This window comes from Vibrio sp. B4-6, assembly GCF_963888245.1.
Classification (GTDB): domain Bacteria; phylum Pseudomonadota; class Gammaproteobacteria; order Enterobacterales; family Vibrionaceae; genus Vibrio; species Vibrio anguillarum.
The window spans coordinates 358,385-372,363 of sequence record NZ_CAWPIM010000011.1; the positions used below are offsets into that span (position 1 = coordinate 358,385).

A 13,979-nucleotide genomic window follows, 5' to 3' on the forward strand; every position below is an offset into this window, starting at 1 on the left:
TTAACCTTTCAGAACTAGATAAGAGATAAAACCAAGCCAGCTCACGATCAGCAGTACCCAAGGTAACCATGAGGTCGATACCAAGCTGGATGCAGTTTCAATATGTGCGGGTTCTCCTTCCGTATTTAGTGCGGTTCTCTTTAGCTGCAATGCTCTTTTTTTAGCTTTATCTGCCTGTCGGCTTTTCTCTTTTTGCTGCTTTTTATACAAGGCTATGCCTTTCTCGATGCCTTGAGCGATCTGCTTGGTTTGTTCTTTCGTTTGCCCCTGCTTTTGAGTGGCTAAGGCGACTTTCATGGCTTGTTGCTGAGTTTGTTCTGAGGGAATAATCGTTTTATTCATAACGTTTACAAGCGGCTATAGACAGGCGCTCACCCTATCACGTATCGTCATCCTTCACTATTGAGATTGATCACTATGCGTGATGTTCAAGTTAGAAACTGGTCAAGAGCAAAAGATCTGGCTAGCTATTTGAAATCGATTCGCTAAAGTAAAAACGTTTTTTTAAAAGAGCGAAGGTATTGATGCGTTATGCGTTAGAGCGATACGACCAACATGGTTTTCTTAAAGCCCCTAAACTTATCTGGCTTGGTTGGTTATTTTTGGCAAAAGCTTGGATTGTTTTCGTGGTGGCAGGAGCAAGCCGAGATAATGGCACGACGATTTTAACCATTGTTTACCCAGACCATTCGATGCTTTATTTGGGGTTGATTATGGGGTTGCCAAGTATCATTCTGATGTGGCTTATCAGCTTACGTGCTCCTGAACGATCGTGGCTAAACCGCATAGTCAGCATGGGAAAACCGCTGACGTTACTTATGGTTATCTTGCAATTTATACAAACGTTTTATCATATCTATTTGGAGCACGGCGTTTTTAATTGGGCCAATGCAAGCACACTGTTGGTGCTGTTATGGTTTGGTCTATATCTACTGAAGAGTAAAAGTGTGCGTGATTGTTTTTCTATCCCGCTCATAGACAAGGCGTGATCCCAATCAAGGTCGCCCCAAAAACTGAATTACACTGAGCAAAAATAAGTAAGTGAGGATATTTTATGACACAACCTCAAACCGCGATTCTGCCTGAAGCAGGTCCGTTTGCACTATTTAGCCTTTTAAAAGTAAAGCAAAATCCGGCGCATGTTTTAGCGCAATTAAAAGCATTGCCCGCTTTAGTCAATGAGATAAATCAACATCAACCCGGCGCTGAATTAACCGTGTCGGTCGCGTTTACTCGCACCTTTTGGCAGCGTTTAAATCAAAGCATACCACAAGAGCTGATTGATTTTCCTGAGCTTGGTAAAGGCGACACCATAGCACCAAGTACCGAGGTGGATGTGTTGATTCACTGCCATTCTCAGCGTCATGACTTGCTGTTTTATGTGTTGCGTAAATGGATGGAACCCGTGGCTGAGTTGGTTGAAATGGTGGATGAAACCTACTCATTTCGTTACTTAGATGCGCGAGATATGACTGACTTTATCGATGGCACTGAAAACCCTAAAGCCGGAAAACGTCAAGAAGTGGCACTGATTGCTGATGGTGAATTTGCTGGTGGCAGCTATGTGATGTTGCAGCGTTTTGTGCATAACCTTCCAGCTTGGAATCGCTTAAATGTGGCGGCGCAAGAAAAAGTGATTGGGCGCACTAAGCCTGATTCGATTGAGCTTGATAATGTACCTACAGCGTCTCACGTTGGCCGTGTCGATATCAAAGAAGAGGGAAAAGGGCTAAAAATTGTTCGTCATAGCTTACCTTACGGTACGGTGAGTGGTGAGCACGGTTTACTATTCATTGCTTATTGCCATACGCTGCATAACTTTAAAGTGATGTTGGAAAGTATGTATGGTGTGGCGGATGGCAAAACAGATCAACTGCTGCGCTTTACCAAGGCCGTAACGGGTGCGTACTTTTTTGCCCCTTCAGCTGAGATGCTGCAACATCTTGAACTAAAGTAAGTTTCAATACTGACCTACTATCGGACCGAGCCTTGTGCTCGGTTTTTCTTTTTTAAGCATTTTATGTAAAGAAAAGCGTCTACTGTCCGATAAAGAGATCATTCATTCTATGGCATGGGTCTGTTATGGCAATTACCGTTAATACCAATGTTTCCGCTTTGATTGCGCAGCGCCACTTAGGCTCAGCAAGCGAAATGTTGAATCAATCTTTGGAGCGTCTTGCTTCCGGGAAGCGTATTAATAGTGCCAAAGATGATGCTGCGAGTTTACAAATTTCGAATCGCCTTGAGTCGCAAATGAGGGGCTTAGATGTCGCTGTACGCAATGCTAATGATGGCATTTCAATCATGCAGACTGCTGAAGGTGCAATGCAAGAGACCACCAGCCTGCTTCAGCGTATGCGAGATCTCTCTTTGCAGTCGGCGAATGGCGCGAACAGTAAAGCGGATAGGCAAGCTTTACAGGAAGAAATGAGCGCCTTGAACGATGAATTAAACCGAATTGCTGAAACCACCTCTTTTGGTGGTCGTAAGTTACTGAACGGTTCGTTTGGTCAATCCTCATTTCAGATAGGGGCGAGCTCTGGCGAAGCAGTGCAAGTTTCGTTAAAAAATATGCGTTCAGACAGTTTGGATATGGGGGGCTTTAACTATGTTGCGGCAGGCATGGCGGATAGCCAGTGGCGGGTGACACAAGATAATCGGCAGCTCACCATGAGCTATACCGATGCCAAGGGAAAACAGCACAACATTCAAATCCAAGCAAAAGTAGGGGACGATATTGAAGAGTTGGCAACCTACATCAATGGGCAAACCGATAAAGTATCGGCGTCAGTCAACGACAAAGGACAGCTACAGCTGTTCATGGCGGGTAAAGAAACCTCTGGGACTATTGATTTTAAAGGTAGCTTAGCCAATCAGTTGCAAATGAATGTGACGGGATATGAAGCAGTAGACACTATTGATATTACCGAAGTCGGTGGTGCGCAGCGGGCGGTTGCCGTCATTGATACCGCAATGCAGTACGTTGATAGCCATCGCTCTGAGTTAGGCGCGTTGCAAAACCGTTTTAACCACGCTATCAACAATCTCGACAACGTACATGAAAACCTCGCTTCTTCAAACAGTCGAATTAAAGATACGGACTATGCGAAAGAGACCACCCAAATGGTAAAACAGCAAATCCTACAACAAGTCAGTACCTCTATTCTTGCGCAAGCCAAAAAACAGCCAAACCTAGCATTGGCCTTACTTCGCTAGCGATAAAAAGCAACAATTATCGACTTTTACTAAAAAATCTTTAGCGAAATTATTACCTTTTTGGTGGGTTTTTGACCTCTCGTCCTGTTTTTACACTAAACATATTTTTTTTAAGAAAATTGAAAAAAAATCCTCAAGCTTTGGAAAATACCGCCGTTATAAAAAGTAACTTTGAGAGAACTATTTGGTTTTCCGAGACGTCGGAAACCGGAAACATCGGAAAATCAATTGGAGTAATCACCATGGCAGTTAATGTAAATACCAACGTATCAGCGATGACAGCACAGCGTTACCTAAACAGCGCTAGCAATGCACAACAAACATCAATGGAACGCCTATCTTCTGGCTTTAAAATCAACAGCGCAAAAGATGATGCGGCAGGCCTACAAATCTCTAACCGTTTGAATGTTCAGAGCCGCGGTCTTGACGTAGCAGTACGTAATGCGAATGACGGTATTTCTATTGCACAAACCGCTGAGGGTGCGATGAATGAAACGACCAACATTTTGCAACGTATGCGTGACTTGTCACTACAATCAGCTAACGGCTCAAACTCAAAGTCAGAGCGTGTGGCAATTCAAGAAGAAGTCACCGCTCTGAATGACGAGTTAAACCGTATCGCAGAAACCACTTCATTTGGTGGTAATAAATTACTCAACGGTACTTTTGCAACCAAATCCTTCCAAATTGGTGCTGATAACGGTGAAGCGGTTATGCTTAGCCTAAATAATATGCGCAGTGATAACACCATGATGGGCGGCACAAGCTACCAAGCGGCGAACGGCAAAGATAAAGATTGGTCAGTTCAAGCTGGCAGCAACGATCTACAAATCACACTGAAGGATACTTCAGGTATAGATCAAACCATCGATATCTCAGCAAAAGAAGGCGATGATATTGAAGAGTTAGCGACTTACATCAATGGTCAAACAGATATGGTGAAAGCCTCTGTTGATCAAGATGGCAAACTGCAAGTCTTTGCTGGTAGCAATAAAGTTGAAGGGCCGGTCTCTTTTGCTGGTGGTCTTGCTGGTGAGCTTGGTATCGGTGCAGGTAAAACGGTTACTGTTGATACTATTGACGTAACCTCTGTTGGCGGTGCGCAAGAATCGGTTGCCATTGTTGATGCTGCACTGCAATTTGTAGATAGCCATCGCGCACAATTAGGTGCATTCCAAAATCGCTTTAGCCATGCAATCAGCAATTTAGATAACATTAACGAAAACGTGAGTGCTTCTAAGAGCCGTATTAAAGATACTGACTTTGCCAAAGAAACAACAGCGCTTACTAAGTCGCAAATTCTTTCTCAAGCATCAAGCTCAGTGCTTGCTCAAGCAAAACAAGCGCCACAAGCGGCACTTAGCTTACTTGGCTAAAAGAGCCCAATAGCTCAAGAGTAACCCTTAATGAAAATCCAGCCTCGGCTGGATTTTTTTGCTTAGTGGTAAAGTGGAAAAAGTGTTAGTCGATGCAGCATTATCTTTCTTACTTTTTGACGCTAATCACATTTCTCATGCTCGCTGCATAAATTTTAAAAAAAGGCTTATTTTTTTCTAAAGGATATAAATCTTTCGCCGTTAAAGGATACGAGAGAAATGAGGTGTACCGAAGTGAGGTGAGAGACACGGAAGTACATCAACACAATGCCTAAGGAGATCAATATGGCAATTAATGTAAGCACTAACGTGTCTGCAATGACCGCACAGCGTTACTTAAATAACGCCGCCGATGGTACGCAGAAATCGATGGAGCGTCTGTCATCGGGCTATAAAATCAATAGCGCGCGTGATGATGCAGCGGGTCTACAAATCTCAAACCGTTTAACGTCACAAAGTCGTGGCTTAGATATGGCGGTAAGAAACGCAAATGATGGTATTTCCATTGCACAAACCGCAGAGGGTGCAATGAATGAAACCACCAACATCTTGCAACGTATGCGAGATCTTTCTTTACAATCAGCAAACGGTTCTAACTCAAGTTCAGAACGCCAAGCGATCCAAGAGGAAGTCTCAGCACTCAATGATGAATTAAACCGTATTGCTGAAACAACCTCGTTTGGTGGTAATAAACTGCTAAATGGTTCGTTTGGTAATAAATCTTTCCAAATTGGTGCCGATTCTGGTGAAGCTGTGATGCTTTCCATGAGCGACATGCGTTCTGACACAAAAGCGATGGGCGGTAAGAGCTATGTCGCGACAAATGGCAAAGCGCCTGACTGGTCAGTCACCAATGCGACGGATCTGACTCTGAGCTATACTGATAAACAAGGAGAAGCTCGCGAAGTCACCATTAACGCTAAAGTGGGTGATGACTTAGAAGAGGTCGCTACTTACATTAATGGTCAAAATGGTGACATCAAAGCTTCAGTCGGTGATGAAGGTAAACTGCAACTGTTTGCCGCCAATCAAAAAGTCTCAAGCGATGTCACTATTGGTGGTGGACTGGGTACTGAAATTGGTTTTGCTGCAGGTAAAGACGTAACCGTCAAAGACATCAATGTCACAACGGTTGGCGGCTCCCAGGAAGCTGTAGCTTTGATTGATGGTGCACTAAAGGCCGTTGATAGCCAACGTGCCTCGTTAGGTGCATTCCAGAACCGTTTCGGTCATGCCATCAGTAACCTTGATAACATCAACGAGAACGTCAACGCTTCTCGTAGTCGAATTAAGGATACTGATTATGCCCGTGAAACAACCCAAATGACGAAGTCGCAGATTTTGCAGCAAGCGAGTACGTCAGTTTTGGCACAGGCGAAGCAGTCACCATCTGCAGCTCTTAGTCTATTGGGTTAACCGATAGGCGAATGGAGCTTTGTGGGGAAAGCAGTGTTTTCACTGCCAACCTATGAGGTGGAAGGGAGATTGTTATGGAAATACCATCCTACACATCGAACATCCAGCCTTACGGCTCGCAAAGTGGCATTAAATTTGCTTCAGAAAACGATGGCGCGACACGCGCTTCCTCGAAACAAAATGAGGTGAATCGTACTGAACAGTTAAGAAATAGGCAAAACCAAAGCGTTGAAGCGGCAATCGAGCTTGCACAGCAACGAGAGCAGATCAACAAATCGGAAAGAGCCAAGATGGTAGAGCAGATGAATGAATTTATCTCATCTATCAACAAAGACTTAGCGTTTAGAGTCGATGAAGAATCAGGACGGGATGTTGTGACGATTTATGAAGCCAGTACTGGTGACATTATTCGTCAGATCCCGAACGAGGAAATGCTAGAGGTTTTGCGACGCCTTGCCAGACAAAAAGACCACAGTACAGGTTTATTGGTTGCTAAGGTGTAATCGTAGTTTTTGAGGTGATTTAATGAGCTTAGGCCCGATGGGTATGAATACTGGCATGGATATCAATTCCTTGGTCAGCAAAATTGTCAATGCAGAGCGCGTTCCTAAGCAGCAACGTATTGATAATGAGCTTGGCCAAATTGATGCCAGTATCAGTGCCTACGGCCGGCTCAAAGAGTCGCTGGATACGATGAAAAATCTTATGACGAATTTTCGTCAGGAGAAGGCTTTCGCTTTGCGAAAAGTCGATACTACTGATGAAAATGTCGTCTCCGCGACAGCCACCACTGACGCAATAGCAGGTAAATATGCTATCGATGTGTTGCAGCTTGCACAGAGCCATAAAGTTGCCTCGGATGTTTTAGAGAAAGAGGCAAAGTTTGGTCCTGGTAAGCTGCAGATTTCACTTGGTGATCAGAAGTTTGATGTTGATGTCCAAGCCAATTCAAAATTGATTGATATCGTTCGCGGTATTAACAGCACTAAAACCAATCCCGGAGTTCGTGCTTCGGTAATCAATGATGTTGAAGGGCCACGTTTGATTGTGGCCTCTAATCTATCTGGAAAAGATCATGACATTAAAATTAATGCTCAGTCTGATGCCGGAAATCCGCTCAAAAATCTAGAGTACAAAACGCTGGAAGAACGCGTTAAAGATTTAGAAAAAGCACGCGCTGCGGCGCAACAAATCATTGCACCACTCACGCCAGCTCAACAAGCTATCGCTGCAAAAGTCGCCGAGAAAATAGGTGCGGCGGCACGCGAAGTTGACCAAAGTATGGCGAGTGGTGTTCAAGAAGTCGCCGGGCAAGTAGCTGCCGACGGTAAAGTCGCTAATGCTGCCGGTGAATTAACCGACGCCGCCGTCAAAGCTGCTGCCGCCGCCGGTGTTGCTGCCAATAAATATCTGAAACCGCAAGATCGTATTCCAGGGTGGACTGAAACCGCCTCTGGCACCTTACTCGATTCCTACTATGAACCTGAGCCAGAGCTTGATGCGACCGCGTTAGAAAAAGCGCCAGATGTGCCCGGTTGGACTAATACTGCTTCTGGTACTTTGGTTGACTCCTATGTAACCCCCAAAGAAGCGCAAGCCAAGCTTGAACAGCAATTAGCAGCTGAAAAAGCCGCGGTTGCGGCGGCGGTGCGTAGTGGTGAACTGACGCCAGAGCAAGCCAAGCAGAAAGAGCGTGAAAAGCTTGACCCGCAAGAGCGTGAGTATTTAGATAAAGTGGACAAAGCAGATGCTGAACTTAGAGCGGCACAAGCATCGTTTGACGCCTATCAAGGTATGACTCAAGTACAAGCAGGCCAAGATTCTGTGGTGGTTTTGGACGGTGTGGCGACCCTTTCTAGCAACAACAACGTGATTGAAGATGCGATTGAAGGGGTTGATTTGACCCTTAAAGGGCAAACGGCCAAAGGCAAACCACCAGCTGAAATTGGCATCGAATATGACCGCAAAACCGTGCGCGATGATATTGAACAATTTGTCGCGGCGTATAATCAGTTTTATCAGGTCTCTAAAGAACTTGGAGGCGTTGACCCTCGGACTGGCCAAGCTGGGCCACTGGCGGGTGACAGTATTGTGCGCAGTGCAGATTCCCGCCTACGTAGTGTTTTTTCGACTAGAATTGAGCAGGCTCCAGAAGAGATCAAAAGTCTGATTGAGTTTGGTATTACCACCACACGCCAAGGGACACTTGAAATTAACTACGACATGCTAGATCGCCAACTCAATAACAACTTTAATAAGCTAGGTGAGTTCTTTGGTGGAAACCAAGGATTTGCCAAACGGGTTGAAGATGCTATTCAGAGCATGACGGGGGTTACGGGGTCGATTCGCACACGCGAAAAAAGCTTAGTAGAACGCAACTACCGTGTGGCGGACGACCAAGCGGCACTCGATCGCCGCATGGACAGTTTGGAGAAGCGAACGCATTCTAAGTTTTCAGCAATGCAAGACGCGACCAGTAAAATGCAGAACCAATTAGCTGGTATGATGAATGCGTTAGGCGGCTGATATGGAACAGCAACTCGACCTTTTAAGTGATCTAGATCACCAAATAAGAGCAATGCTTGTCATTGATGAAATTAATACTGAAGAAATCAATCATCTTGTCGATAAAAGGGAACGGATATTGCAAAACTTACTGACGCATGCGTCAGAAAATCCACAGTTTGCAATGTCGAGCCAATGGCGAGAGGCTATTGATGAAACTAAACATCTTGTTGAACTGATGCAGTCAAAAACGGTCGAGATCGGTAGAACGCTCCAAAAATACCGACACGGTAATAAATCCGTTCAGCAATACAAAAAGTTTTTATAAGAGGAAGACTATGCGCGGTTCTTTACAGGCATACAAAAAGGTATCAGTGGATAGCCAGCTCAGTGCGGCCTCGCCGCATAAAGTCGTACAAATGTTGATGGCGGGTGCCATTGAACGCCTTATTCAAGCAAAAGCAGCAATGCTACAGGGGAATATTCCAAGTAAGGGTGAACGCCTTGGTAAAGCATTGGATATCATTATTAGCTTACGCAGTTGCTTATCGATGAGTGATGGCGGGGATATTGCAAAAAATTTAGATCAGCTTTATGAATTTATGATCACTCAGATCACCGAAGCGAATCATCAGAATGACCCGCAACCACTGGATGATGTGATCGACATCATTCGAGAAATTAAATCAGCATGGGATCAAATCCCTCCTGAATACCACAATCTAACGGCAAGCGAAGTGGGCATATAAGTTATTTATAAAACTTTAGGCACTTATTTTTTAAAGTTTTAACTGATGTCACACCAGCTCATTGCTTGGTTGCCTTATTTTTTTTATTCCATAGAATAGAAGCCATTACTAGCCTAATGGCTTTTTTTGTTGCTGAATTCCACAAATTGTCTATCGTTTAATCAAGTGATTATAGAAAAACAAAACTGAATAACGATTTTCAGAAGTGCGGCCACAATTTCTCTGATTTAAGGCAAATATTCTCACCTATGCAAGGTTTAGCAAAACTGCTTGTGATAGAAGACGATCCGCAGATCCGTCTCAATCTAAGTAACATTTTAGAATTTGTTGGAGAGCACTGCGAGGCGATCGAGTCATCCCAAATCAAGGATATTGATTGTTCAAGATTGTGGGGGGGCTGCATTATTGGATCGCTAAAAAGTGAGCAGTTAACTGATGAGATAGCTCAGTGGTTGACTAAGGCCAATTATATTCCACTTCTAATGGCAAACAAGCAGCCATATTCATTGGAAGAATTTACTCAATACGTCGGTGAACTTGAGTCACCTCTTAATTACCCTCAACTGAGTGACGCATTACGACATTGCAAAGAATTTTTAGGACGCAAAGGCGTGCAAGTTCCCTCTACATCGCGTAAGAATACCTTATTTCGTAGCCTTGTAGGCCAAAGTCATGGTATCCAAGAAGTTCGCCATTTGATTGAGCAAGTCTCAGGCACAGAAGCTAATGTGTTGATCTTAGGTGAATCTGGAACGGGCAAAGAAGTGGTTGCGCGTAACATCCATTATCATTCTGCACGCCGCAACGGTCCGTTTGTGCCGATTAACTGTGGTGCGATTCCGGCTGATTTACTTGAAAGTGAATTATTTGGTCATGAAAAAGGGGCGTTTACCGGAGCGATAACCGCGCGTAAAGGTCGTTTTGAGCTTGCCGAAGGCGGTACTTTATTTCTCGATGAGATCGGTGATATGCCGATGTCGATGCAGGTAAAGTTGTTGCGTGTGTTACAAGAACGCTGCTTTGAACGTGTGGGCGGTAACACCACCATTAAAGTGAATGTGCGTGTGGTGTCAGCGACTCACCGCAATTTAGAAAACATGATTGATGATGAATCATTTCGTGAAGATCTTTACTATCGACTCAATGTTTTCCCAATTGAAATGCCAGCGCTAAAAGATCGCAAAGACGACATCCCATTGCTGTTACAAGAACTCATGACACGTATGGAAGCGGAAGGTGGACAGCCATTTTGTTTTACCCCGCGAGCAGTCAATTCGTTAATGGAACACAATTGGCCGGGCAATGTTCGTGAGCTAGCGAATTTAGTTGAGCGGATGATCATTCTCTATCCAAATAGTCTCGTCGACGTCAATCATTTACCAACTAAATACCGCTATAGTGATATTCCAGAATTCCAACCAGAGCACAGCTCCTATGGCTCAGTTGAAGACCAAGAACGTGATGTGCTGGCGGGTATTTTCTCTGAAAACTTCAGTTTTGAAGACGTCGAAGAGATGCACGAAAATCTCAACGCACCGCAGTCATTACCTCCTGAAGGCGTGAATTTGAAAGAGCTATTGGCGGACTTGGAAGTCAATATGATCAACCAAGCCCTTGAAGCTCAAGGCGGAGTGGTAGCGCGTGCCGCTGATATGCTGGGTATGCGCCGTACGACCTTGGTTGAAAAAATGCGTAAATACAATATGCAACGGTGATTAAAAAACAGCATGGGTAAAGTTTAGTCAATATATTGGCAATGGATTAATTCTTTGATTTTAAAGAAAAATAGCCTGGCATGTATTTTGCGTGTTAGGCTATTGTTGTTTTATAGGTAGAATTTCGACATGCAGTCTCCTGACACACCCATTAATCAATCTCACTTAGATTCTGTAGAGGATCAAGTTGAGCGCTATAAACAGGTTCTTGATGTGATGCCTGCTGGCGTCATTTTGCTCGATACTCAAGGCGTAGTCAGAGAAGCTAACCCTGAAGCTCAGCGGTTATTGCAAGTCCCATTGGCGGGTGAAAAATGGTATTCCGTCATTCAAAGTGCTTTTGCGCCGAGAGAAGATGATGGGCATGAAATCTCGCTGCGCAATGGTCGTAAAGTTAGATTAGCCATTTCAGCATCAGCAACAGGCCAATTGATATTAATCACCGATTTAACCGAAACTCGGTTACTTCAATCACGCATCAGTGATTTACAGCGCTTATCCTCACTCGGTCGAATGGTGGCGTCTTTGGCACACCAAGTTCGCACACCGTTATCCAGTGCCATGCTCTATGCCTCAAATTTAGGTGCGCCTAACTTGCCAAACGCTACAAGAGAGCGTTTTCAGTCTAAGCTGATGGATAGGCTTCATGATCTTGAAAAACAAGTCAATGATATGTTGTTGTTTGCCAAAGGTGGTGACAATAAAGTCATTCAGCCGTTTACAGTGACAGACTTGGTCAGCGAATTTGTTCCCATGGTGGAAACGGCATTAAAAAATAGCGCAATTGATTATCATCAGGAAGTGGAACAAGAAGGGACAGTGGTGTTAGGCAATGCAAATGCCATTGCCTCTGCACTGAGTAACTTAGTGATGAACGCAATACAAATTGCGGGTAAGGCGTCGCAAATTGATGTCTTTTTTCGCCCGGTAAATGGTGAGCTGAAAATCTCGGTACAAGACAGTGGCCCGGGAGTCCCTGCTGCGCTGCAAAGTAAAATTATGGAACCGTTTTTTACCACTCGCTCACAAGGAACGGGGTTAGGGTTAGCTGTGGTACAAATGGTCTGCCGCGCCCATGATGGGCGATTGGAATTAATTTCAGAAGAAGGGGAGGGTGCTTGCTTTACTATGTGCATTCCACTCGAGCGTCATGCCCCTTCTTCACCAACAGAGACTGGAGAAGGATGATGGCTCAAAGCAAAGTCTTAATCGTTGAAGATGATGAAGGTCTACGCGAAGCGTTAGTCGATACTTTGGCGCTGGCCGGTTATGAATGGCTGGAAGCTGATTGCGCCGAAGATGCACTGATTAAACTCAAAGCACATCCTGTTGATATTGTTGTCTCTGACGTTCAAATGGCTGGCATGGGTGGCCTTGCATTGCTGCGCAACATCAAACAGCACTGGCCCAATTTACCCGTGTTGCTGATGACGGCGTACGCCAATATTGAAGATGCGGTCTCGGCGATGAAAGAGGGCGCCATTGATTACATGGCAAAACCCTTTGCCCCCGAAGTGCTACTCAACATGGTTAGCCGTTACGCGCCAGTGAAATCGGATGATAATGGTGATGCGATTGTTGCCGATGAGAAAAGCCTGCGCTTATTGTCACTTGCCGACAAAGTGGCAAAAACCGATGCTAACGTCATGATTTTGGGCCCAAGCGGCTCAGGAAAAGAGGTTATGTCTCGCTACATTCATAACTCATCTCCGCGTAAAGATGGGCCATTTGTGGCGATCAACTGCGCCGCCATTCCAGACAACATGCTCGAAGCCACCTTATTTGGTTATGAAAAAGGGGCATTTACAGGTGCGGTACAAGCTTGTCCGGGTAAATTTGAACAAGCACAAGGTGGGACCATTTTACTCGATGAGATCAGCGAGATGGATCTGAACCTACAAGCAAAACTGCTGCGTGTACTCCAAGAGCGTGAAGTGGAACGCTTGGGGGGGCGTAAAAGCATTAAGCTTGATGTCCGCGTATTGGCGACCAGCAACCGCGACCTAAAGCAGTATGTGCAGGAAGGCAATTTCCGTGATGATTTATATTATCGCCTCAACGTCTTCCCAATCTCATGGCCAGCGCTACGTGACCGCAAAGGGGATATTGAACCGCTGGCTCACCACCTTGTAGAGCGTCACTGCACTAAGCTTGGTTTACCTGTGCCTCGTATCGCGCCGCAAGCCATTAACAAGTTGCTTAGTTACGCTTGGCCGGGCAACGTCCGTGAACTTGATAACGTCGTGCAACGCGCGCTGATCTTGAGCGAGCAAGGAGACATTGCAAGTGAACATATCTTGTTGGAAGGGGTTGATTGGCAAGATGCTAGCGGCCTGCAACAAGTCGTAGAGCGCAGCGATATTGCCACACCAGAGATTAAGCCTGTAGCACAAGCCGAAGTGAACAAGCTGTTTAATAACAATGGCGCTGCATTGGGTGATGAGCTGAGAGATCAAGAGTACACCATTATCATGGATACTTTAGTCGAGTGCCAAGGCCGCCGTAAAGAGATGGCAGATAAGCTCGGAATTAGCCCTAGGACACTGCGTTATAAATTAGCAAAAATGCGTGATGCAGGAATTGATATCCCGAATTAACCCCAAAGTGGGTGATGGCATATAAATTGCTGCATCACAGAAAGAAGCAGCACAGCAGTCAAAGATTTGGCGTTAGAGGTAGCAATGAGACTTGATGGTTTAAACAGCGAAATGCAAACAATGATGTTGGAAGCAACCAATGCTCGTCCTACGGCAACTGGACAAAGTGTGAGTGCTGATTTTGGCGACATGCTTTCCAAAGCCATTAATAACGTGAACAGTTTGCAAAAGACCTCAGGTAATTTACAAACCCGCTTTGATCGGGGAGATGAAAATGTCTCACTATCGGATGTGATGATTGCTCGTAACAAGTCGAGTGTAGCCTTTGAAGCGACGATTCAAGTTCGAAATAAACTTGTCGACGCCTACAAAGAACTCATGAATATGCCCGTATAAATTAGGTAG

Annotated in this window: 14 protein-coding genes; 13 read left to right on the plus strand and 1 reads right to left on the minus strand. The window is 44.9% G+C overall.

Going from position 1 to position 13,979, the window contains the following annotated elements; translation table 11 throughout:
* A complete protein-coding gene (locus AACV20_RS04615; RefSeq protein WP_170906948.1) occupies nucleotides 1–342 on the minus strand; it encodes a DUF2956 domain-containing protein in 342 nt (113 codons plus the stop codon).
* Nucleotides 343–521: 179 nt separating this feature from the next.
* On the opposite strand from AACV20_RS04615, the gene AACV20_RS04620 reads away from it, so the two are divergent.
* The 13 genes from AACV20_RS04620 (at nucleotide 522) to fliE (ending at nucleotide 13,970) form a co-directional block, all read left to right on the plus strand.
* A complete protein-coding gene (locus AACV20_RS04620) occupies nucleotides 522–989 on the plus strand; it encodes a DUF2919 domain-containing protein (protein ID WP_170906949.1) in 468 nt (155 codons plus the stop codon).
* A 65-nt stretch (nucleotides 990–1,054) separates the two neighbouring features.
* The gene (locus AACV20_RS04625) at nucleotides 1,055–1,957 is read left to right on the plus strand and encodes a Dyp-type peroxidase (protein ID WP_170906950.1); all 903 of its coding nucleotides are present in this window, start codon (nucleotides 1,055–1,057) and stop codon (nucleotides 1,955–1,957) included.
* A 125-nt stretch (nucleotides 1,958–2,082) separates the two neighbouring features.
* Complete coding sequence (locus AACV20_RS04630) at nucleotides 2,083–3,216, plus strand: flagellin (protein WP_170906951.1); 1,134 nt, start codon at nucleotides 2,083–2,085, stop codon at nucleotides 3,214–3,216.
* A 242-nt stretch (nucleotides 3,217–3,458) separates the two neighbouring features.
* Nucleotides 3,459–4,592: a flagellin gene (locus tag AACV20_RS04635; RefSeq protein ID WP_170906952.1), complete on the plus strand. Its 1,134-nt coding sequence runs from the start codon at nucleotides 3,459–3,461 to the stop codon at nucleotides 4,590–4,592.
* Nucleotides 4,593–4,877: 285 nt separating this feature from the next.
* On the plus strand, nucleotides 4,878–6,008 hold the full coding sequence (locus AACV20_RS04640; protein WP_047687803.1) for a flagellin: 1,131 nt from the start codon (nucleotides 4,878–4,880) through the stop codon (nucleotides 6,006–6,008).
* A 74-nt stretch (nucleotides 6,009–6,082) separates the two neighbouring features.
* The gene (gene flaG, locus AACV20_RS04645; RefSeq protein ID WP_013856302.1) at nucleotides 6,083–6,511 is read left to right on the plus strand and encodes a flagellar protein FlaG; all 429 of its coding nucleotides are present in this window, start codon (nucleotides 6,083–6,085) and stop codon (nucleotides 6,509–6,511) included.
* 22 nt (nucleotides 6,512–6,533) lie between these two features.
* Entirely contained in the window at nucleotides 6,534–8,534 is a 2,001-nt protein-coding gene (gene fliD / locus AACV20_RS04650) for a flagellar filament capping protein FliD (RefSeq protein WP_017047852.1), read from the plus strand.
* Nucleotide 8,535: 1 nt separating this feature from the next.
* The gene (locus tag AACV20_RS04655) at nucleotides 8,536–8,841 is read left to right on the plus strand and encodes a flagellar protein FliT (RefSeq protein WP_013856304.1); all 306 of its coding nucleotides are present in this window, start codon (nucleotides 8,536–8,538) and stop codon (nucleotides 8,839–8,841) included.
* Nucleotides 8,842–8,851: 10 nt separating this feature from the next.
* On the plus strand, nucleotides 8,852–9,262 hold the full coding sequence (fliS, locus tag AACV20_RS04660) for a flagellar export chaperone FliS (protein WP_010318718.1): 411 nt from the start codon (nucleotides 8,852–8,854) through the stop codon (nucleotides 9,260–9,262).
* 248 nt (nucleotides 9,263–9,510) lie between these two features.
* The gene (locus AACV20_RS04665; RefSeq protein WP_017045739.1) at nucleotides 9,511–10,977 is read left to right on the plus strand and encodes a sigma-54 dependent transcriptional regulator; all 1,467 of its coding nucleotides are present in this window, start codon (nucleotides 9,511–9,513) and stop codon (nucleotides 10,975–10,977) included.
* Nucleotides 10,978–11,106: 129 nt separating this feature from the next.
* Nucleotides 11,107–12,165, plus strand: a complete 1,059-nt coding sequence (locus AACV20_RS04670; RefSeq protein ID WP_013856306.1) for a sensor histidine kinase — start codon at nucleotides 11,107–11,109, stop codon at nucleotides 12,163–12,165.
* Entirely contained in the window at nucleotides 12,165–13,574 is a 1,410-nt protein-coding gene (locus AACV20_RS04675) for a sigma-54-dependent transcriptional regulator (RefSeq protein WP_170907021.1), read from the plus strand. Before AACV20_RS04670 ends, AACV20_RS04675 begins: the two co-directional genes overlap by 1 nt.
* 84 nt (nucleotides 13,575–13,658) lie before the next feature.
* The gene (gene fliE / locus AACV20_RS04680) at nucleotides 13,659–13,970 is read left to right on the plus strand and encodes a flagellar hook-basal body complex protein FliE (protein WP_026028064.1); all 312 of its coding nucleotides are present in this window, start codon (nucleotides 13,659–13,661) and stop codon (nucleotides 13,968–13,970) included.
* Nucleotides 13,971–13,979: the final 9 nt, after the last annotated feature.

What these genes read in the sequence shown, in the direction of transcription:
- AACV20_RS04615 (WP_170906948.1), bottom strand. Translation starts at nt 342, where the DNA reads ATGAATAAAACGATTATTCCCTCAGAACAAACTCAGCAACAAGCCATG.
- AACV20_RS04625 (WP_170906950.1), top strand. Translation starts at nt 1,055, where the DNA reads ATGACACAACCTCAAACCGCGATTCTGCCTGAAGCAGGTCCGTTTGCA.
- AACV20_RS04630 (WP_170906951.1), top strand. Translation starts at nt 2,083, where the DNA reads ATGGCAATTACCGTTAATACCAATGTTTCCGCTTTGATTGCGCAGCGC.
- AACV20_RS04635 (WP_170906952.1), top strand. Translation starts at nt 3,459, where the DNA reads ATGGCAGTTAATGTAAATACCAACGTATCAGCGATGACAGCACAGCGT.
- AACV20_RS04640 (WP_047687803.1), top strand. Translation starts at nt 4,878, where the DNA reads ATGGCAATTAATGTAAGCACTAACGTGTCTGCAATGACCGCACAGCGT.
- flaG (WP_013856302.1), top strand. Translation starts at nt 6,083, where the DNA reads ATGGAAATACCATCCTACACATCGAACATCCAGCCTTACGGCTCGCAA.
- fliD (WP_017047852.1), top strand. Translation starts at nt 6,534, where the DNA reads ATGAGCTTAGGCCCGATGGGTATGAATACTGGCATGGATATCAATTCC.
- AACV20_RS04655 (WP_013856304.1), top strand. Translation starts at nt 8,536, where the DNA reads ATGGAACAGCAACTCGACCTTTTAAGTGATCTAGATCACCAAATAAGA.
- fliS (WP_010318718.1), top strand. Translation starts at nt 8,852, where the DNA reads ATGCGCGGTTCTTTACAGGCATACAAAAAGGTATCAGTGGATAGCCAG.
- AACV20_RS04665 (WP_017045739.1), top strand. Translation starts at nt 9,511, where the DNA reads ATGCAAGGTTTAGCAAAACTGCTTGTGATAGAAGACGATCCGCAGATC.
- AACV20_RS04670 (WP_013856306.1), top strand. Translation starts at nt 11,107, where the DNA reads ATGCAGTCTCCTGACACACCCATTAATCAATCTCACTTAGATTCTGTA.
- AACV20_RS04675 (WP_170907021.1), top strand. Translation starts at nt 12,165, where the DNA reads ATGGCTCAAAGCAAAGTCTTAATCGTTGAAGATGATGAAGGTCTACGC.
- fliE (WP_026028064.1), top strand. Translation starts at nt 13,659, where the DNA reads ATGAGACTTGATGGTTTAAACAGCGAAATGCAAACAATGATGTTGGAA.